Consider the following 19,809-nt stretch of genomic DNA (forward strand, 5'->3'; position numbering starts at 1 on the left):
ACGTGCTAGCTTGCGGTGCGCCGTTGCTGGATGAACTGAGTTTTTCCCGCTAAGTAGGTGCCGCGATCGCTATCGCCGCGATTTGCGAGGCGTTCTTTGAGCGCCGCATAGGCGTCGCGGTCTGCCGGATGGTTTCGAAGGTAGTTTCGAAAGTTGAGGTAGTGCTGCCATTGGCTGGCGCCGTAGTCGATTAGGTGCGCATTGACCAGACGAATGCCCGGGTCGCGTTCGAAAGCGTACATGAGGTCCGGGCGCGTATTGTCGCGTTCCCCGCGGTAGATGAAACCGAGGTGGCTGAGCCAGTGATGGATCGTGGCGCGGTCCGCGGTAGGGGCTAGTCCAATGGCGAGGTCGAGGATGGGTTTGGCGGCAAGTCCCGGTACTGCGGTCGAGCCGATATGCGCAAGGGCGCGGACCACTTCGGGCCGAGTTTGATTCAGTATCTGTTCGAGCTGATGGTAGGCCGGGGCCCAACGGGGCGAGGCGGGGGCAAGATATACCTGCTCGCGGCGCAGGCCGAGATCGGCGCCTTTGAGGCAGGCCACTAGGGCCGAGTCGAATCGTTGTGGTGTATCGCTGCGTACCCGCCACACCTCGGGTTCGCTGCATTTGCTGTCCATTCGCTCATCCTAGCGGCGGGTGAACGGGCGTGGAGCGCAGTCGCTGAGTTGTTAGGCCCCGCGCTGGTCGAGGTCTTCGGCGCGCATGCGAGCGGCAAGCTCTCCCGTACCGAAAGTGACTCTGCTGTGGGAGCGTGGTCGGTAGCTGGGTTGCGGGCGTGCCGGGTCTTGCAAGTAGTTCGGGTCCGGCCAGGTTTCGGGCTGGTGCAGGTTCCAGGCGTTCAATGCCTGCAGAGAGATGCCGCGCGGTCCGGTGCGCCGGGTGGTGCCGTGGATGAGCAGGAGTCGCGTGTTGAATAGTAGCGTCCCGGTATGTTGTTGCACATCGGCGAAGAAGGTGGCATCGATACAGCCGGTGCCGTCGTCCACGGAGATGAACACTACGCGCTGTCCCCCGCGCATGGGTGGGGTTTGGGTGGCGACGCGCACCCCGGCCACAAGGACCTCGCTACCGTTACGTAGGTGTAGCAGCTCGGTGGCCCGAGTGATCGGCAGATGAGCGAGGGGTTGGGTATAGGAATTCATCAGGTGTCCGCTGGCATCGAGGTGCATCAAATCCAGTTCGGTGCGCACCATCTCCTCGGCACTGAGCCGCTGGCCGCTACGGGCAATGTGGTCGATGGGCCCCAGTGGCAGGGCAAGTTGCCCGGGTCCGGGACGATATTTGGCGGGGATGCCGTGGTTCGGGGTCAACGATTGGCTGTGCGCGATTGCATCGGCGCGGTTATTTTCGGCCAGCAGAGAGTCGAAGACTCCTAGGGCGGCGAGGTTTTGGTAGGTGCGTCGCGAGAGCCCGGCGCGATGGCGCACATCGGCCAGGGAGTCATAGGGTTGCCCGGCCAGCAAGCGCGCGGTTTCACGCTGGCTCATCTGGTGGATTTCGCGGAAGGCCAGCCGGATGCCGCAGTGCCCAGGTCGGACGCTTCCCGGGGCACGCGGTATTTGCGGGGCGGGTGCCGGGGTGGGTTCGGCGATGGCCTCAACCCGGTAGTGATCGGTGGAGCGGTTGATATCCAGAGGCAGGATGGGGATGTTCATGCGGCGGGCTTCGGAGACCAGCAGGCGTTTGGGGTACATCCCCGGGTCGTGCTCCCAGATGCCCGCGAGGAAGGCCTCGGGATGGTGGGCCTTGAGCCAGGCCGAGTGGTAGGTGGGTACGGCAAAGGCGGCACCGTGGGCCTTGCAGAATCCGAAGGAACCGAAACCGGCCAGTACCTGCCAACAGTCTTCAATCACCTGCGGTTCGTAGCCTCTGGCCGCGGCTTGGCTGCGGAAGAAGCGTTCGATTTCCGGTTCACGGTTGGGGTTGCCCAGCCCGCGGCGCAGATCGTCGGCGGTACCGAAGTCGCAGCCGGTCATGACATTCAGGATGCGCATGACCTGCTCGTGGAAGACGGTAACCCCGTGGGTTTCGGCCAACGCCGGGACCAGATCACGGTGCAGGTAGCGGGCGGGGGCGAATCCGTGCCGGTGTTCGAGGTAGGGCTTGACCATATTGGATTGCATTGGGCCGGGGCGGAAGAGCGAGATATCGATAATCAGGTCGTTGAATTCTCGGGGTGCGAGTTTGCCGATGAGCTCGCGTTGCCCCGGGGATTCAATCTGGAAGCACCCTAGGGTGTGGGTGGAGCGGATCAGTTCGAAGGTGCTTGGGTCATCGAGCGGAACCCGGGAAAGGTCGATGAACCCATCGGCGTCAATGTAGTCACTGCGCGAATGTCCCCCGGCGCGGGCCACTGCGGTGCCGCTAGGGTGCAGGCGTTGAATCTCCGCCAAGGTGTATGCGATGGCCGATTGCATGCGCACCCCAAGGATGTCGAGCTTAATCAACCCCATATAGTCCATGTCGTGTTTGTCGTATTGGCTCATGGGTAAACCGATCCCGGAGGGTTGGACCGGGGTGCGGTCATAGAGTGTGGCATCGGAGAGGATCACCCCGCAGGGGTGCATGGCGATATGCCGCGGAAGCCTGTCGAGACGCTCGGTGGCATCGATAAGTATCTGCAGGTCGGTATTGTCACTGACGCGTTCGGCCAGAGCCGCGAGTTCGGGCTTTTCGCTCAGTGCTTCGCGGAAGGAGGAGGCCGAGAAGCGCCAGAGCTGCTTGGCGATGTCATCGATGGTGGTTTGTTCAAGTCCGAGGGCGGTGCCGGCGTCGCGTACCGCACCACGGGCCCGGTAGGCGTTTTGCATGCTCATCAGGCTGACACGTTCGGCACCGAAAGCCTCGAAAATCCGGTGGTAGATCTCGTGACGTCGCGCCGATTCGACGTCAATGTCAATGTCGGGCAAGGTGGTGCGCTCGGCTGAGAGGAAGCGCTCGAAAAGCAGATCGTGGCGTAGCGGGTTCACGTGGCTGATTCCCAGTAGGTAGTTGACCAGTGAGGAAGCCCCGGAGCCACGGGCGGAGACCCGAACGCCGAGTTCGGTGATCAGCCCGACGGTTTCGGCCACGGTGAGAAAGTAACTGGCAAATCCTAGCTTTTCGATCACACCTAGTTCGTGGGCGAGCCGATTACGGGCCGCTGCGGCCTCTTCTGGTGGTAGCAGCCTGCTGATGGCCGCATGGGTACGTTCGGAGAGTTCCTGCTGGGCCGGCTGGTGTATCCCGATGATGTGGGCCTCGGGAATGACCGGGGTTTTCCACCCTAAATCGGTGCGTTCATCCAGCGACGCCCAGGCGGCGACCCGTTCGGTTTCGGCCAGCAGGGCACGACCGAATCGCGGCTCGGTGGCCCGGCCTAAGAGCGCGGCCAGACGATACATCTGCACGCTGCTCTTGAGCCAGCCTTGCCCATTGGGTTGCACGCTCTCCAGTTCGGCTAGACTTCCCAGCACACGGGCGGAGTCGAGCAGATCGGCGGTGACCGCACCGTCGGCATCGGCATAGCGCACCGCATTACTCAGAACCGCCGCAATTTTCAGCTCATGGGCATTGCGCAGTAGCTTGCTGGCATGCCCCAGGCTGTAACGGGCCGCATCGGCGGAGAGGTGTAAGGCGATCTCCACCCGTAGCCTGCTTCCAGCCAGTTTTTTCCATCCCACCAACGCCTGCCTGGCCTGCGCATAGCGACGCGCTTCTAGGGCCTTTGCCACATCGGATTCGGCCCCGAGGAGCACCATGAGCCTGCCCCCGCGCAGCGCATGGGCCAACTGTTCACGGGTGAGGCCTATGGCTGCCGGGGTTTCGCTGTGTGCCGCACTGACCGCACGGCACAGTGCCGCGTAGCCTGCCCCGTTGCTATGCCCTTGGGCGAGCAGGATGATCCGCCCGGTGGGTTTTCCACTTCGATCTAGGGTGGCGAGATTGACCCCGAGAATCGGGGTTAGTCCATGCTGCAGGCAAGCGGCAACGTGTTTCACCGCGCCGTAGAGGCCGTCGCGGTCCGTCAACCCAAGGGCATGCGCCCCGTCGGCGGCGGCCGCGGCGACCAGCTGCACGGGGGTAGAAACCCCATAGTGTGCGCTGAATGCCGAACTGACATTCAGGTGGGTGAAGCTCATCGGTGTCCTTTGTCCTGCAATCAGAACACCATTAGAACAAAAATTCGAAGCTAAGACATCTGCCCTACTCAGGCACCCAGTGCCAGCGGGTACTCATGCGTTTTCACCAGACGCCAGCGAGTGCTTTGCGGGTCAAAACTCACGTCGACACTGAAGGATTCTCCGGGGCCACGCAACGGTGCGAGCTGCAAGCGCCACATCTCATAATCGGCCAGCCCGGCCCCGGCGCCGCGGGGAATGCGCACCTTTTCCTCCCACCACTTGCGGCGCTCAAACCAACAGTGCGGCTCGGCTACCAGTCGATAATCGCGACCCTGCCAGCGCACGCGCAACGGCACGCCCGCGGGCGTGCAGGTTACTTCAATCCCCTCGGTGAACATCCCCATGCTCGACTCCTCACTGCCATCAAACCATTATATTCGAACACACGTTCGATTCGATAGCGACCTTAGCGAGGCGCTCCGACGCTTTACCCCTGCCAGCACGCCACGGTGGGCGGTGCGCGACGCCATGAAGCCCGGAGTGGCGCAGATTTTTCTGCACCACCCCGGGCTTTACGTCGCGACCCGAGCTCGGAAATACCGGGAAGTTCTCACACTAGGATGCGGGAGGCTAGGTCATGGTGATCACAAGCTTGCCGGCGGTGTGTCCGCTTTCTCCGGCCCGGTGCGCCTGGGCAATACGGTCCAAGGGGAAGGTCTCGGCGATGGCAGGGCGCAACGACCCCGCATCGGCCATCTCTGCGATCGTCGCCAAATCATCCTTTGAGGAATCGACGAGCATCCGCACGGCCCGCACGCCCAACCGCTGCGCTTCGCGATAGAGGTCATCGGAGCCGATCGGAAGCGTGGAGACCAGCACACCGCCTCGGCGCAGGGTCTGCAATGAGCGGACCGAGGTCTCGGCGCCAATGGTGTCGAGCACGACATCGACATCCCGGACCTCCGCGGTGACGTCCACCGACCGATAATCAATGGCCTGATCCACTCCGAGGCCGTGCAAAAACTCATGTTTCGCGGCACTAGCCGTACCAATCACATAGGCCCCGCGGGCCTTGGCGATTTGAACGGCCACATGACCGACCCCGCCGGCCGCCGCGTGAATCAACACGCGCTGCCCGGCCTCGAGCTGCGCGTAGTCCACCAACGCCTGCCACGCGGTAAGCGAGACCAGCGGCAGGGCTGCCGCGTGAATATGGTCGAGGGTGGTTGGCTTGGCTGCGAAAACCCGAGCCGGCGCGGTCACGTACTCTGCATGCGTGCCATGCCCGAAGGGGTAGGACATCATGCCAAATACTTCATCGCCGGGCTGGAAACGCGCGACACCGATGCCCACCTCTTCCACCACTCCGGAGACATCCCAACCCAAAACATAGGGTGGCTCACCCAGAAATCCCGCACCTGCCCGGTGTTTCCAGTCGGTCGGATTGATCCCCGCCGCGTGGACGCGCACCAGAATCTCATTCGGTCGTGGAGTGGGGCGGGGAACCTCGGCGATCCGAAGAACTTCTGGCTCGCCGACAACCTCTTGGGTGGCAACTTTCATCATGACTGTACTGTTCATAGCTTCTATCCTCCCGGCTCTAGGGTTTGGGCAATAGTGGCTAGAATGACAATCTTCGATAGGATCATGCCATGTCTTCACCTCAGTCGCCGACTCGCGTCGCGGTCCTCGCCCTCGACGGGGCCTACCCCTTCGAACTGGGCATCCCCAGTAGGATTTTTGAGGCGGTCGAGGGCCTCTACACGGTGTCTACCTGCAGTATCGACGGGAAACCGGTACGCAGTGCCGCGGATTTCAGCATCGCCGTTGAGCACGGGCCGGAACTGCTGGAAACGGCCGATATTGTGGTGCTCAGCGCGGTACACCCCGAGTGGATTCCCAGCACGCTTTCCCTCGAGCTTCGGCAGGCTCTGGCCCGCATCGGCACACACAGCCGTATCGTCTCGATCTGCACCGGGGCCTTTATTCTCGCGGCCACCGGTCTGCTCGATGGGCGCCGGGCGACCACCCACTGGCGCGTGGCCGAGCATTTTCGTGCACGCTTCCCTCAGGTTGCTCTTGAGCCCGAGGTACTTTTCGTGGAAGATGGCCGCTTTCTCAGCTCGGCTGGGGCCGCCTCGGGCATCGACGCCTGCCTGCATCTGGTCCGCAACGACTACGGGCACGACATTGCCAATCAGGTGGCACGGCGATGCGTCGTACCGCCTTTTCGCGACGGCGGGCAGGCACAGTTCATTGAACAGCCCGTCCCGAAACCCGAACAGGTAGGCACCGCCCCCGCACGGGACTGGGCGCTGAGCCATCTCGACGAACCGCTTGACCTGAATACCTTGGCCCGTGTCGTCGGCATGAGCCCGCGCACCTTCTCACGGCGTTTCACCGCCGAGGTGGGTATCAGCCCCGGCAAATGGCTCCTCGTGCAACGCGTGGCACAGGCGCAACGCCTATTAGAAAACAGCACCCTGCCCATCGACCGGGTGGCCGAGGCGGTTGGCTTTGCCACCTCAGCCTCGCTGCGCCAACATTTTCACGCGACGCTGGGGGTCACCCCCACCGCCTACCGGAACACCTTTGGTACACCGCCGGACATCGACCTAGCCTCACCGGCGCTGCCGGGGAGTTAAAAGTGCTCGCGCGCTCAGCCGCGTCGGCCCCTTTAAGAACCCTCTGAAGAGGCCGAATGTGCAAAGAATTTGCAGGGTTCACCACACTCTTCGTGGAGAAGTTCGCCTGCAGATGAAAAGCGTGAATCTCTAGGTGAAATACGCGGTCATAGCTAGCTGTAGAAGAGGGTGACCGCTAGCATCGAAGCATCTAACGATCCATAAACTTTCCCCTAAGGATGAGCTCATGCCTCAAACAGTCAAGGGCGCCATTTCGCGCGCCAAGAATGCCCCGGTAGAAATCGTCAACATCGTGATCCCTGACCCGGGCCCCGGGGAGGTCGTCGTCGATGTACTCACCTGCGGTGTCTGCCACACCGACCTGCACTACAAGCTGGGTGGAATCGGCGACGAGTACCCCTACCTGCTGGGTCACGAGTCCACCGCGGTAGTCAGCCAGATCGGCGAGAACGTCACCAACGTTAAGGTCGGCGACCGAGTGATCCTCAACTGGCGTGCGGTCTGCGGACAGTGCCGTGCCTGCGCCAAGGGCGAGCCGAAGTACTGCTTCAACACCCACAACGCCACACAGAAGATGACACTCGAGGATGGCACCGAGCTCTCCCCGGCTCTGGGCATCGGCTCCTTCGCTGAAAAGACCCTCGTGGCCGCCGGACAGTGCACCATCGTCGACGAGGACGCCGACCCGGCGGCCGTGGGTCTGCTCGGTTGCGGCGTTATGGCAGGTATCGGCGCGGCAATGAACACCGGTGAGATCAAGCGCGGCGAGTCCGTGGCCGTGATCGGCTGCGGTGGTGTGGGCGCAGCCGCTATTGCCGGCGCCCAGCTCGCCGGAGCAACCACCATCATCGCGGTGGACGTCAACCCGGACAAGCTGGAAACCTCCAAGCGCTTTGGTGCCACGCACACCGTGGACTCCTCCAAGGTCGATGCGGTGGAAGCCATCCGTGAGCTCACCGGCGGCTTCGGCGCCGACGTGGTCATTGACGCCGTGGGCCGCCCGGAAACCTACGCCCAGGCCTTCTACGCCCGCGACCTGGCCGGCCGTGTAGTGCTCGTTGGTGTGCCGACCCCGGAGATGAAGCTCGAACTCCCGTTGCTGGATGTGTTCGGCCGCGGCGGTTCGTTGAAGAGCTCCTGGTACGGCGACTGCCTGCCCAGCCACGACTTCCCGATGCTGGTCGAGCAGTACAAGCTCGGCCGTCTGGATCTGGATGCCTTCGTGACCGAGCGCATCAAGCTCGAGGACATCGAGGCCGCTTTCGACAAGATGCATGAGGGCACCGTGCTGCGTTCGGTGGTGGAGATCTAATGACTGCACAGATCGAACAGGTAGTCACCTCCGGCACCTTCAGTCTCGACGGTGGCACCTGGGAGGTAGACAATAACGTCTGGCTCATCGGCGATGAGCAGCGCGTTGTGGTCATTGACCCGGCCCATGAGCCGGAGAAGATCCTGGCCGCCATCGGCGAGCGTGAGGTACAGGCCGTCCTGCTCACCCACGGACACGACGATCATATCCGCGCCGCCGGCGACTTTGCCGACCAGGTGCAGGCTCCGGTGTATCTCAACCCGGCCGATTCGATGCTCTGGGAAGCGGTCTACGGTCAGGAGCGCGCGGTCGATCAGGAAATCGCCGACGGTGACAGCTTCGAAATTGCCGGGACCACCCTGCGCGCCTTGCACACCCCGGGGCATTCGCCGGGCTCGACCTGCTTCTATGTCGAAGACCTGGGTGTGCTCTTTAGCGGAGACACGCTGTTCAACGGTGGCCCCGGGGCGACCGGGCGCAGCTACTCGAGCTTCGAGACCATTATCGACTCGATCCGCGAACGCCTGCTCACCCTGCCCGAGCAGACCGTGGTCCATACCGGACACGGAGATTCGACGAGCATCGGGGCCGAGGCACCGCATCTCGAGGAATGGATCGCTCGCGGGCACTAACCGCTGACGGATCCGGCGCAATGAGAAGCGACCGGCGTCGAACTGAGTTCAGTTCGACGCCGGTCGCTTCTATTTTCACGACGTTATGACAGACTTATCCCATGTCGAACGCTGAATTATCACCACGTCGCCGCCTAGCTGGGTGGCTCACCGGCGGGTTGGGTGCATTGGCAACGCTCGCTGGAATCGCTATTGTTTGGTGGTTTCATACCCGCACCCATGTGATGTACACCGGGATCTATGAGCCGATGTTGACCGAGGACTCACCAGAGCTATTCCTGATGACCCCACCGGGGCAACAGGGCGGAGAGCTACTGTTCGTCCTTGGCGTGATCGTGCTCGGCGTGGGGCTGGGAATCCTTGCGGCCACCCGCCGCCGCGGTATGGCGAGTGGCGGTCAGAAGCTACCACGGGCACTGTTCTGGGGCGGGTTGTTCCTGACGCTCGTGGCCAGCGGTGTGCTGCTTTGGGATGCCCTCCAAGTCAGAAGCTTCGGCTGGTTCGGTTACGCGCCGATCGATGTCGGGTTAGTCGAGGGAGATCCATTTAGCAGCGGCACAAAGCTCATCGGTCTACTGCTCCTAGCCGTGGGCCTAGGTGCTGTGGGTTTCGCACTCGCCTTCAGACGCGAAGCAAGGGCGCAGATCTCCCGCTAGAGGCGGGAACCTGGTGGCTCTGCGGTGCCGGGAAGCCGCAGGGGCGGCCAGTGGGCCACCTCGCCCTGGCCTTCGGCATTGTTCCCGGTGCTTCGCACGGTACCGTCCGCGCAGAGGGCCAAGGTATGGGTCGAGCCGGCGGCCACGGCGACCACGTTCTGCCATCGGCTCACCTCACATTGTCCATAGCTGTTATCGCCCACGGCAAGCACCGTTCCTGCGGCGTTGACCCCGACGGTGTGATAGCTTCCAGCGTCCACCGCAAGCATCTCTTCCCATTCGGCTACCGCACAGGCGCCGTTGCTGCGATCACCTATGGCCACGACTCGACCATCAGTCCTTAGCCCTACGGTGTGCAAGTACCCGGCCGAGATGGCTATGAGCTCCTCCCAACGCTCAACGGCGCACTGGCCACGCCGGTCATTCCCGGTAGCTACCGCCGTCCCATCCGCTCGCAGACCCACCGAATGCCAGTCCCCGCAAGCCACCGCGATAATCTGTTGCCAAGAGTGCACCTGGCAGGCACCCTCGGCGGTGCGTCCGACGGCGTAGACGGTCCCGTCGGCCCTAACCCCCAGCGTCCGCCGCCACCCAGCCGCCACGAAGGTGATATCCCGCCAGTGCTCGAGCGCGCACTGACCATCGGAGTTGAGGCCCGTGGCTAGGACGGTGCCATCAGCCCGCAAGGCAACGGTGTGCGATTTGCCGGTATTGCGCGCGGTATGAACATTGCCCGCTGTCACGGAGATCACCTGGCGCCACCTATCCACCTCGCATTCACCGGCCGAGTTGCTACCGCACGCGAGGACCGTGCCATCGGGGCGCAGCCCCACCGAGTGCCGCCGCCCGGCGGCCAGCACGATCTGCGCACCTGGCACGCGACCTCCTTCTCGGATCTAGCTCTTGGCGGTGGCTGGTCTTGTCGCCAGTGGAACCCTTGCCGCGTTCGGGTTCACGCCCCTAGACAACCCGGCGCTTAGAACAGCTGGGAATTATGCGGCTCGATCAATGCTGGAGAATCATTGCGCACATTGCCCACCGCGGAATCGACTTCATGCATCGTCCACTGAGCGGCGACCGCGTAGGCTTCGTCACGGAGCCGGTCCAGCATCCCCGCCGCATCCTCGGCTTCCGGGTTAAGCCAGTCGGCCATCATGGCGCGGTCCATGGGAATCGGTAGCCTGTCATGCAAGGTAGCCAGTTGCCCTAACACGCCAGGTTCCCCTTCCGGCGGCGAAGGCATGGTCAGGATCGAGGTGGAAAGTATCCACGAGTCATCGGAGTCTTTCCACCATTCGTAGAGGCCCGCGAAGAAGATCAGCTCGCCCGCTGGACGGTGTACGAAGAAGGGGCGCTTGGTGCCGCCTTCCTTCTTCCACTCGTAGTACCCCTCGACGGGCACGGCGGCACGCCGCTTCTTCAGCGCCGAGCGGAAGGTGGGCTTCTCTGCCACGGTTTCGCTCCGCGCATTAAAGGCTCGTACTCCGACGGAGAGGTCTTTCGCCCACCCCGGGACCAATCCCCAACGGGCCACGTGTATCTGTCGATGCACTACCCCATCGATCACCCGTTCCAGAACGATCGGCACATCTGTGGTCGGAGCGATATTCCACGAGTGACGTAGCTGTAAGTTCTCGTCGGCTTCGGCTTCCGCCTCGGCCACGAGATCGCCGATGGCCTTGGCCATCACATATCGTCCGCACATACCGTTCGCCCTTCCCGATCGACGCGTTGCGGCCAGTGTAAGCACAAAACCGTGTCGTTGGCTCGCTTCCCACGCGCCGGGCGAGACCAACACGTCACGGTGGGAAGAACGGCGCCGCTTGAATGGTTGAATGAAGTATGACCAACCAAGCAGAACTTGAAAAGTACATTCCGGCCGCTGGCAGCGTCACCATGTTCACCACCAGCTGGTGCGGATACTGCCGTAACCTCAAACGCCTCATGGATCAGAAGGGCGTGGGCTACACCGAGGTGAATATCGAAGAGGTTGCGGGCACCGCGGAGCTAGTCGAGTCCTTTAACGGCGGCAATCAGACCGTTCCGACCCTGATCTTCCCCGACGGAAGCGCCGCGACCAACCCGCGCATCGAAGAAGTCGTCGAGCGCGTCGGCGCCTAAACCAGTTCGTTGACCGTGGTGTGCTGACGATATTCGCTCAGGAGCGCGTCGATAAAGTCCTCGACGTTGACCCCTGGCACCATGTCGTCGGCCGCCCCGGCCGTACTCGGATCCATTTCAAGATCCATCGCTTGATACACCGCGTCGAGAACCGCGCGGATCGGCGCGGAATCTTCGATCACGAAAACGCTGGAGAACAGCCAGGCCCCGGCGATCACCCGCTGTGCGGTGCCCACGAGTTTTACCGGAACGGCGCTGCGCGACAGTTCTGTGGGTAGCCCGTGCACCGAAAAATCCCCCGGGCAGTATTCGCCGGGGATCGCGCCTACGCGAGCCTGGACACCCAACTGGCGTAGCGCTTGCGCGTAGAGCTCACCGAAAACTTCGAAACGGCGCTGGTGCCCTAAGATCGCTTCGCTATGCGGTTCAATATGATCAACGATCAGCGTGCCGCGATGATAGGCGGCAGCCCGGCCGCCGGCCTTGCGCACCACGGGAGCAAATCCATGTGCCGTGCTGGCAGCCACGGCCTGCTCGTATCCGGCCATCCGCACATCACGTTGGCCGAAGGCCAACGTCGGATCTGGGCGGTAAAAGCGCAGCAACCCGGGCCGTTCACCGCGTTGCACCTGCCGCAATAAATCCAAGCCGCGCCCCAGATCGGCGACCGGGTCGCCGCTGGGTTCCTCAAAGAGAAAGTCCAGCGCTGCATCGGATTCAGGGTTCCACAAGGTCATACCCACAGCTTAACCTAGCCGCCGTGCGGCGACCGCGTACGTGTCGGGCGCAACGCCTCGATGCGACCTAGGCCCGAAACGGATACGGAATAATAGACTGGGTGTCTAGCGATACCCCAACTATTATTCTCATCGGCGGCGCTTCGGGTTCGGGAAAATCCTACCTCGCCGGACGTTTCGGCAACCCACATTTGCCATTAGACGAGTTCTACCGTGAAATCAGCGAGGATGGGAACCCCGCCGCCTTTCCACGCACCGCCTATGGGCAGATCGATTGGGACCACCCGGAGACATGGAATCTTCAGGCCGCGGTGGACGCGCTCATCGAACTCGCCGAAACGGGGCGGACCACGGTACCGAACTACTCAATCGCTACCTCCAGCTACAGCGGGCACCGCGACATCTCCGGTTCCGGACCCATTCTCGCCGAGGGGATCTTCCTCAGTCAGGTGCTCGCACCCCTACAACGTGCCGGATGCCACGTGCAGGCCTACTTTGTCGACGAACCGGCATTGCTGACCGCGATACGCCGCTTTGCCCGGGATGTCGCCGAGCGCCGCAAACCCGTGGGTTTCCTCATCAAGCGCGGCTACGCGCTGTATCGGGCGCACCAGTCCACTCGGGAAAGCTACCGCGAGGCCGGATTTACTATGGTGCCCAAGCCGGCCCTGAAACGGATTCTGGCTTCCCAGCAGACCCAGGCCCAGGCTTAGGGTTACAACGGGCGGACGGTCAGAATTTGTTCGCTATGCCCGAAGGGTCCTAGCTCATCGTGTAACACGCTGGAGGTCAATCCGATGCCCTCGGCTCCGTAGGCTTGCTTCGTGGAAAATCCCAACCATTGGCCCTGTGGCTGGCGGTACAGGTGAATCTGCAGATCCACGTTCGGGAACATCCAACTTCCGGCCCCAGGGGTGGCGCGTGGCGCCACACCATTGGCGGTATCGACCATGCCGATTAGCCGCACCATGTCGCTGGTGTTTTCGCTGTCGAGTAGCCGCAGGGGGTTACGCACCCACACGATCCCGTGGCCCGGGCGGGTTTCGGGTGCGTGACGGATCTCTAGGCTCCGGATATAACCGCCGGGCCAGATGTTGGTGATGTCCACCTCGACGCACTGCTCTGGTGTTGGGATCCACGCATCGTCGGTTCCCGAGACCGCTGAGCTGTCCCCGGCGATAATGCGCCAGGCACGGGCAATGATGCTGGTGCGGCCGCCGGCAACGAGTTCGGCTTCGAGTAGTTCGATGGTGCGCCCGGGGCGCAACATACGGGTGCGGATCTCAAATTCTCCACCGGGAATGATGCCCAGAATGTCGAAGCTCAGTCGCGACAGTCGCATCTCATCGCGGGGCTGAAAATTGGCTAACTCATGGGTCAGAATGCCGCTGGCCGGACCCATGTGCTGTTCGTGCTCATTCCACGCACCCTGCGCGTGAATGCTGGAACGAAACCGTCCGGCGCCGAGCCGCTGATAATAAAAACCTCCAACGGCCAGTTCGTCGGCCAAATTTTCTGGGGCCGGGTGGGTCATCGATGAGCCTCCTTGCTACATTGCTGCACTGTGTCCCAGCGTATCCGATCCGTGCGTCGGCTATTGGCACTCCAGCGGTAAGCGGGTGAGGCTTCTGAACCTAAAACATGGTCTAAACGCCGAGCCTACGATGATCGGTGAGTTCGGCTCGCATTGAGTAAACCCTAGGACCCTCCGCGATGTCGGTGCACTGTGAGAGAACGAATCCATGCCGTTGATAAAGCCGCACGTTCTGCGCGGCCGAGGTTTCCAACGAGACCCGCGGAAAGGGCGATGTAGCGACGGACCACAGAGACTTGCGCAGTAGCGCGGAACCAAGTCCGCGGCCAGCGCTGGATTTCGCCACGCCAAGTGTGGCCAGTTCCCATGAATTTTCTGGCCTCGCCGGGAGCTGCACTCCGAACACGATCTCGAGCCGCTCGCCCATCAACTCGGCGATTTCTTCCTGCCGTTGCGTATCTGGTTCCGGGCAGTCCGGTGGTAGGAGTGCCGCTACTCCGTCGTGGTCATAACTGATGAGGACAAGCCCATGCTCGATAGCATGCGACAAGTAGATGGCTTGGAGTCGTTCGAGCCGCGCTAGGTAGTCATCGGCCGGGATACTCCACCGTGTCCACGGGTAAGAATCAAAAGCATCGGCGAGCGTGGCCGCGGCGGACGGGACATCGTACATAGTCGCTCGACGTAGCTGAAAGTTCATAGTGTTATCCAAACACGTCTGAGTTCGGCAGCACGAAAGCATGGGTCGCCTGACTAGCTCTCCAAACCATCATCGCTATGCGCACGACGCCCGGCGGGATCCATAATGCTCAGGATCTCCGCTGACCCTCCGTGAGCTTGAATAGAGTGTGGGGTCATCGTTTCGAACTGTGCGGCTTGCCCGGCGGGAATATGAAAGACTCGATCCCCCAGACGCAACTTGATCTCCCCGAGGAGAACGGTAAACCATTCCTTACCGGGGTGCACCCGCAACTCCGGTTCTTGCTTTACCTCGCGAGGGTCAAAACGGATCTTGGTGACACTCACTCCATTCAGTGCTTTGGCATCCGAAAGCAGCCAAGTGGTCATGCCCGGCACGGCGACTGGCTGCGGACGGATGATAATTTCGCCGGCGTCTTCCGGGGCGGTCAATTCATCCAGCGTAGTCTCTAGGGCCCGGGCCAAGGCGAGAAGTTGGTCCACCGCGATCCGACGGTTTCCCGTTTCAATTCGACTGAGAGTCGAAATGGTCAAACCTGCCCGGGTGGCCAAGGCTTCAAGGGACCATCCGCGCGCTTGCCGCAACGTCCGAATACGCAGGCGAATAATGGCATCAACACCCAATTCTTGCGTCATACGCAAAATCATATCCCCTTTACGCAAAGCATGCGTAGCGTGGAGGTATGCAAACAACCCCAGAAGAACTCAGTGAAAATTACGAAGTCATCGTGATCGGCGCCGGCGCAGCTGGTGCATCCGCCGCCGTCGCCCTGTCCCGTTCCCTCCGTCGCGTACTCGTGATTGACGCCGGTGCCCCACGCAACGCCGTCAGCGCCCACGCCCACAATGTCCTCGGCCAAGAAGGCGTGAACCCACTTGAACTTCTCGCTCGAGGACGGCAAGAAGCCATCGACTATGGAGCGCACTGGCTCGAGGCGCGAGCCGAAAATCTACAGGGGACTCGCGAATCCGGTTTTTCGATACAGGCGGCAGGTCGCACCTTCCACGGGGAACGTGTTCTGTTGGCCACCGGCCTCAGCGATCAACTGCCCGATATTCCGGGCATCACTCAAGCCTGGGGAGTTTCGGCTCTACACTGCCCTTACTGCCACGGTTATGAGGTACGCGGCGAGCAGATTGTCGTACTCGGAACAGGCGAGATGTCCGCACATCAGGCGTTGATGTTTCGGCAGCTCAGTGAGCACGTCACCTATCTCGAGCAGGTCCCGGGACAACTAACACAAGACGACGAGCGGCGGCTTGCCGCCCTGTCAATTGAGATCCGACGCGATGCCGTCCAACGCCTCGACGTTGATGATCGTGGTCAAATCAGCATGTTGCACCTAGCATCGGGGGCAACTTTGCCAGCCAAAGCTCTGGTACTTGCCAACCGACTGGAGGCCAATGCCGATCTCTATGTAGGACTAGGCGGGGCGCTCGCCGAGCATCCGGTCGGTCGCTTTATCGAGGTTGATCAGATGCAACAGACCGCCATACCGGGAGTGTATGCGGCCGGAAATACCTCAAATCTGATGCATATGGTGATGGCTGCCGCCGCCTCGGGCACGATGGCAGGGGCAGCAATCAACGCCGAGCTGATCATGAATCGGGCCGTTGTCGCATCGGGACGCTAGCCAAGCGGTAACAGGAGTAGCTGAAGGAACGCTGCGGCCAGAGTCTCTGGTCGCAGCGTCGACCGCTGTTCAAGATCGGCCAAGTCGCTGGGCCAGCTCAGACCCCGGACGTGAGCACACCCGAGCATTCGATCTGTTGCGTTCCAGGTTCAGCCATCATCCCCACAATCTCCGCAATGACGAGTGTAAACGCGACGACGAACGGTTAATATAGGAGCGAGACGCCAGCGCTTCGCACCATAGTCAATTGAGACTTTCCGATCAAAGCTGGGCGCAAGCTGATAGAACTTGCCAATCTCTAGCAAGTTTCTGACAAGAAGCCTACGGTGAAGATTCCAACTGCGAGCCAGATCACAGTCTGTCGCAAACCCTCCATGTAGGCGATGGGACATTGGGGATAGCCAATCGAACCTACCTCGCGCAACGCCCAACCAGCAAGCAAGAAAGTAGGAACCATGCCAGGACGATACGTACGTTCCGCGACAGCCATCCGGGTATCAGAATTTCTCGGATCACGCGCTGGACGCCGATACTTAGAAACGCACGCATGGACCGAGGGCATGCCAATTATAATTTCGCAGAGCCACGAGCCATTGCCCGACGCCATGGGCCTTGTCGCCACACAGGGGAACGTTGCGCTCGTAGCATTTCTCGATCCAGCGACCGACGAGTTGCGCTTTATCTACGCCTCCTTGCCGAACCGGGCCTTAGGAATCGTTCCACCCGAGCCGCCACAGAGAACCGTCGCCGATCTCTATCAAGCCGCGGCACAATCGTTCGCGTACACGTTTCGCATTGCAAGCTGGAAGTTCAGCGCTATCGCGCACGCAATTAGTACCAGAGCCGTACGCTTCGAATCCACTGAGCTTCGCCTGGGATTCGCTCTCCCCGAGCCCTCGGCACAGGTGCCAGACGTTCCCTCCCCACAGCCGCCGCGTCATACCCTTCAGTAACCACACCCTTCAGTAACGCAGAGTCTGGCGCAGCCCTCTCGCGCGCCTTGTTCGAGGGGCGGCTCCCCGGTTCATCGAAGATGCCGCAGATACTGTAACCCTCATCTTGTATCGATCCACCACCGAGCCTGGCGGTTTCCTCGACACCAACCTTTCTGCGAGATCGACTTCGAAGACACGACCGTGACCTTCTAATGCTGAGCTGACGCGGCTCCACAAGTCGAGCCACCGTACAGGCCTAGTCCGCTTGCCACTCCTCTTGTCTCGCGGAATAAAACTGCGGGACCAACTCAAGCTTCCACACACTATTGCATGGTCATAGCAACCCGAGCTCACCACGGGTTGCATCCCGAAGCCAGCGCATCGGGCACGCGGCAATGCTACTACCCGACAATGCCCTGAACCGTTGATTTCTCGATAACGGCTCACCCCAACCTGAGAGATCCCTCAGTCCCCTAGAAGTATGTTTACACAGTGCATAGGTTAAAGAATGTGTTCCTCACAAAGGGTGAGGACTCTCAATGGAAGGAGCAAGATCATGGCAAATGAGAACAACTCCGGACAGTTTGGAAACCGGGAAGACACCGAGGAGCAGGCACGGAAGGGCGGCGAGGCCAGCTCGGGTAGTTTCGGGGAAGAGAACAGCGCTGACCCCAGCGAAGCAGGCCGCCGAGGAGCAGAAGCTCAACCCACCGAAGCCAAGGCGCGTGGCGGGAAAAACAGCCACTAAGCCGGCTCAATGACCTCCGATAGCTGGCACGGGCCCTGCCCGTGTCAGCTATCTTTGTCTTTTTTAGGAATAAATATATTTGAGTGAGCTTGCCCAAGTTTGACGCCGCCTTGTCCCGTCTAAATACCTAGCTGTTGCCCCCGCTAAATTCTGACGTCATGTTCTGCCGGAGACCGCTCATGGCTATGCGATTCGGGGCAATTTCACGTCGCTACTATCGGCATTGCGCCACGAGAGCGTTGGTCCGACATCGCCTCACCCACCGACACCTCCAGAAAGAAACACGAATTCTTGCTGCATAGCGTCCCGATCGACGGGCCTCAGGTCCAGCCGACTCCCCGGCTCGTTTGTCCGTGGATTACTTCTCGAGCGGTGAGCGGCCTTGGAAACACACCAACCGTCGTTCGCGCCGTGCGCTACCGCCATTGCAGAATTTCCCAGGGCTCTTCGTAGCTCTGCCACCGTCAGGCGCATTGCCAGGGACTTGGTAGTGCGCTGCTCCACGCAGCGTTCCTCGACACTCAATTAGGACCGGTGAGCCGAGAGGCGTCAACACGCCGCTTGTCCTGCCAGACAACGACAATGGCACAAAAGGCTAACATGCTGGCGCGGCCCGTCGGCAATGAACCCTACCCACACGCACATCGGCTAGCGCGCAGCGAGCGCGCGACACATGCGTTGCTTTCAGTACCGCGTTGCACCTTTCGGGTCAATCTTCGCTCGGAGTTTCCTTCTCCGCCGATTGCGCACGCTCTAATTGGCGATTTAAGTTCTCCAGTTCCCCACTGGCCCGAGCCAATTCAATGGGTGACTCCGTCCGGGCGAGCAACTCCACCAGTTCGCACTGGCGTCGACGCAACGCTTCTAGGTCCATCTCAACAACTCACTTTCGCTCGAAATCTGGGGCATGCCTTTAGGATGCCATTTCCCTAGCCGAACCGAAGTTACCTTGGAGTAACCTGCTCATCTCAGGCCCTTACTTTCAAATCCTCCCCCGGTTTCCTACGGTAAATAGGGAAATGGGTAGAAGGTGCGATGCCGTTCACGGTCTCGACCCACTACCCCAGAACCTCAACGTTGGAGAGGTCCATGTTTTTCCATAAGCGAGAGCCACAGTACCGGGCTACGCCCGAACATCCGGACGCAGGCTACGCACGCAAGTTGCAAGAAGTGCTAGGTGGTCAATACGGTGCAATCACGTTGGCCATGCAGTACAGCTTCCAGGCTTGGAACGCCCATCTGCCAGGCAAATACCGGGACCTCATTTTCGACATTGGCACCGAAGAGTTCGGTCATGTCGAAATGCTAGCTACCATGATTGCTCGGCTGTCAGAGGCGGAACCGCAGGACTTCGTGGAGGAAACAGCGCAGTCTGACTCGATTGTCTCGGCCGTACTTGGTGGAACGGATATTGAACAGGCGGTCTTAGCCGGAGTCGGCGCGCGTCCCGTCGATGGCGCGGGAAACCCATGGAGTGGTTCGTACATCACCGCTACCGGAAACCTGATTGTGGACTTCAAGGCGAACGCAACCGCCGAAATGCAAGGCCGCTTGCAACTCGCCGAGCTATATCACCAAACAGATGATCACGGCGTGAGAGATCTACTCTCGTTTCTCCTAGCACGGGATACTGTCCACCAGAATCAATGGCTCGCCGCAACTATGGAACTCGAGGAGGAAAACGTTAAGAGTATGGCTGCGCCAGGCAGCCTCCTCTAACCCGCTCAATGTACCTATTAGCACGCGTAACTGATCACCACGGATAGACCTGTACTGGTCACGCAAGAGAACAATCGTGCAAGCCCACCCACCGAAGGAGGTCACACTTATGGCACAGGAACCAGAGAAGAAGAATCCCGGCACTGAAGAGTCACCCGTAGAAGAGGAACAGACGGTTCGAGAGTGGGAGAAGGAGTCCTTCCCGGCCTCCGATCCACCAGCGAACTATTAGCAGACAGCCTACTTGCGACGGGACTGCCGCTTCGGAGAATCGCTCACGATTAGGCGTTGAGAATACGGCCGATCAGAGACAGTCGCCTCCCGCGACAGG

Annotated in this window: 19 protein-coding genes and 1 pseudogene; 10 read left to right on the forward strand and 10 right to left on the reverse strand. The window is 61.0% G+C overall.

Annotated features, from left to right (window positions below; genetic code table 11):
• Positions 1-5 precede the first annotated feature (5 nt).
• The 4 genes from ACJD00_RS08885 to ACJD00_RS08900 form a co-directional block, all read right to left on the reverse strand.
• On the reverse strand, positions 6-620 hold the full coding sequence (locus ACJD00_RS08885; RefSeq protein WP_418906719.1) for a GrpB family protein: 615 nt from the start codon (positions 618-620) through the stop codon (positions 6-8).
• 51 nt (positions 621-671) lie between these two features.
• On the reverse strand, positions 672-4,124 hold the full coding sequence (locus ACJD00_RS08890) for a DNA polymerase III subunit alpha (RefSeq protein ID WP_418906720.1): 3,453 nt from the start codon (positions 4,122-4,124) through the stop codon (positions 672-674).
• Between the two features lie 68 nt (positions 4,125-4,192).
• Positions 4,193-4,510 (reverse strand): hypothetical protein, encoded by a 318-nt coding sequence (locus ACJD00_RS08895; protein ID WP_418906721.1) that lies wholly within the window; start codon positions 4,508-4,510, stop codon positions 4,193-4,195.
• Positions 4,511-4,736: 226 nt separating this feature from the next.
• Positions 4,737-5,687: an NADP-dependent oxidoreductase gene (locus ACJD00_RS08900; protein ID WP_418906722.1), complete on the reverse strand. Its 951-nt coding sequence runs from the start codon at positions 5,685-5,687 to the stop codon at positions 4,737-4,739.
• A gap of 71 nt (positions 5,688-5,758) precedes the next feature.
• Here ACJD00_RS08900 and ACJD00_RS08905 point away from each other — a divergent pair, with 71 nt between their 5' ends.
• The 4 genes from ACJD00_RS08905 (at position 5,759) to ACJD00_RS08920 (ending at position 9,351) form a co-directional block, all read left to right on the forward strand.
• Positions 5,759-6,751 (forward strand): GlxA family transcriptional regulator, encoded by a 993-nt coding sequence (locus tag ACJD00_RS08905; protein WP_418906723.1) that lies wholly within the window; start codon positions 5,759-5,761, stop codon positions 6,749-6,751.
• Positions 6,752-6,977: 226 nt separating this feature from the next.
• Complete coding sequence (locus ACJD00_RS08910; protein ID WP_309406991.1) at positions 6,978-8,063, forward strand: S-(hydroxymethyl)mycothiol dehydrogenase; 1,086 nt, start codon at positions 6,978-6,980, stop codon at positions 8,061-8,063.
• On the forward strand, positions 8,063-8,695 hold the full coding sequence (locus ACJD00_RS08915) for an MBL fold metallo-hydrolase (RefSeq protein ID WP_309406988.1): 633 nt from the start codon (positions 8,063-8,065) through the stop codon (positions 8,693-8,695). The genes ACJD00_RS08910 and ACJD00_RS08915 overlap by 1 nt, the downstream gene beginning before the upstream one ends.
• Positions 8,696-8,796: 101 nt before the next feature.
• A complete protein-coding gene (locus ACJD00_RS08920) occupies positions 8,797-9,351 on the forward strand; it encodes a hypothetical protein (protein WP_418906724.1) in 555 nt (184 codons plus the stop codon).
• On the opposite strand, the gene ACJD00_RS08925 is transcribed toward ACJD00_RS08920, so the two are convergent.
• Both ACJD00_RS08925 and ACJD00_RS08930 read right to left on the reverse strand, forming a co-directional pair.
• Positions 9,348-10,229, reverse strand: coding sequence for an RCC1 domain-containing protein (locus ACJD00_RS08925; RefSeq protein WP_418906725.1), 882 nt, complete (start codon positions 10,227-10,229; stop codon positions 9,348-9,350). The two genes, ACJD00_RS08920 and ACJD00_RS08925, sit on opposite strands and share 4 nt — an antisense overlap.
• 98 nt (positions 10,230-10,327) lie before the next feature.
• Positions 10,328-11,056: an SOS response-associated peptidase gene (locus tag ACJD00_RS08930; protein WP_418906726.1), complete on the reverse strand. Its 729-nt coding sequence runs from the start codon at positions 11,054-11,056 to the stop codon at positions 10,328-10,330.
• A 137-nt stretch (positions 11,057-11,193) separates the two neighbouring features.
• On the opposite strand from ACJD00_RS08930, the gene ACJD00_RS08935 reads away from it, so the two are divergent.
• Positions 11,194-11,472 (forward strand): glutaredoxin domain-containing protein, encoded by a 279-nt coding sequence (locus tag ACJD00_RS08935; protein ID WP_309406981.1) that lies wholly within the window; start codon positions 11,194-11,196, stop codon positions 11,470-11,472.
• On the opposite strand, the gene ACJD00_RS08940 is transcribed toward ACJD00_RS08935, so the two are convergent.
• A complete protein-coding gene (locus tag ACJD00_RS08940; protein WP_418906727.1) occupies positions 11,469-12,209 on the reverse strand; it encodes a lipoate--protein ligase family protein in 741 nt (246 codons plus the stop codon). The two genes, ACJD00_RS08935 and ACJD00_RS08940, sit on opposite strands and share 4 nt — an antisense overlap.
• A 101-nt stretch (positions 12,210-12,310) precedes the next feature.
• Here ACJD00_RS08940 and ACJD00_RS08945 point away from each other — a divergent pair, with 101 nt between their 5' ends.
• A complete protein-coding gene (locus ACJD00_RS08945) occupies positions 12,311-12,922 on the forward strand; it encodes a uridine kinase family protein (RefSeq protein WP_418906728.1) in 612 nt (203 codons plus the stop codon).
• Between the two features lie 2 nt (positions 12,923-12,924).
• On the opposite strand, the gene ACJD00_RS08950 is transcribed toward ACJD00_RS08945, so the two are convergent.
• The 3 genes from ACJD00_RS08950 to ACJD00_RS08960 form a co-directional block, all read right to left on the reverse strand.
• Positions 12,925-13,743: a thioesterase family protein gene (locus ACJD00_RS08950; RefSeq protein ID WP_418906729.1), complete on the reverse strand. Its 819-nt coding sequence runs from the start codon at positions 13,741-13,743 to the stop codon at positions 12,925-12,927.
• Between the two features lie 112 nt (positions 13,744-13,855).
• Positions 13,856-14,443, reverse strand: a complete 588-nt coding sequence (locus tag ACJD00_RS08955) for a GNAT family N-acetyltransferase (protein ID WP_418906730.1) — start codon at positions 14,441-14,443, stop codon at positions 13,856-13,858.
• A 53-nt stretch (positions 14,444-14,496) separates the two neighbouring features.
• Entirely contained in the window at positions 14,497-15,078 is a 582-nt protein-coding gene (locus tag ACJD00_RS08960) for a helix-turn-helix domain-containing protein (protein WP_418906731.1), read from the reverse strand.
• 47 nt (positions 15,079-15,125) lie between these two features.
• On the opposite strand from ACJD00_RS08960, the gene ACJD00_RS08965 reads away from it, so the two are divergent.
• The 4 genes and pseudogenes from ACJD00_RS08965 (at position 15,126) to ACJD00_RS08980 (ending at position 19,710) form a co-directional block, all read left to right on the forward strand.
• Positions 15,126-16,076 carry an NAD(P)/FAD-dependent oxidoreductase gene (locus tag ACJD00_RS08965; RefSeq protein WP_418906732.1) on the forward strand — a complete coding sequence of 317 codons (951 nt, stop codon included), beginning with the start codon at positions 15,126-15,128 and terminating at the stop codon, positions 16,074-16,076.
• A gap of 1,491 nt (positions 16,077-17,567) precedes the next feature.
• On the forward strand, positions 17,568-17,759 hold the full coding sequence (locus ACJD00_RS08970) for a hypothetical protein (protein ID WP_309406970.1): 192 nt from the start codon (positions 17,568-17,570) through the stop codon (positions 17,757-17,759).
• Positions 17,760-18,848: 1,089 nt separating this feature from the next.
• Positions 18,849-19,469, forward strand: a pseudogene (locus ACJD00_RS08975) (manganese catalase family protein); the annotation flags it as partial.
• A gap of 118 nt (positions 19,470-19,587) precedes the next feature.
• On the forward strand, positions 19,588-19,710 hold the full coding sequence (locus ACJD00_RS08980) for a hypothetical protein (protein WP_418906733.1): 123 nt from the start codon (positions 19,588-19,590) through the stop codon (positions 19,708-19,710).
• Positions 19,711-19,809: the final 99 nt, after the last annotated feature.

The sequence above is a fragment of the Glutamicibacter endophyticus genome (genome assembly GCF_048457885.1).
GTDB lineage: Bacteria > Actinomycetota > Actinomycetes > Actinomycetales > Micrococcaceae > Glutamicibacter > Glutamicibacter endophyticus.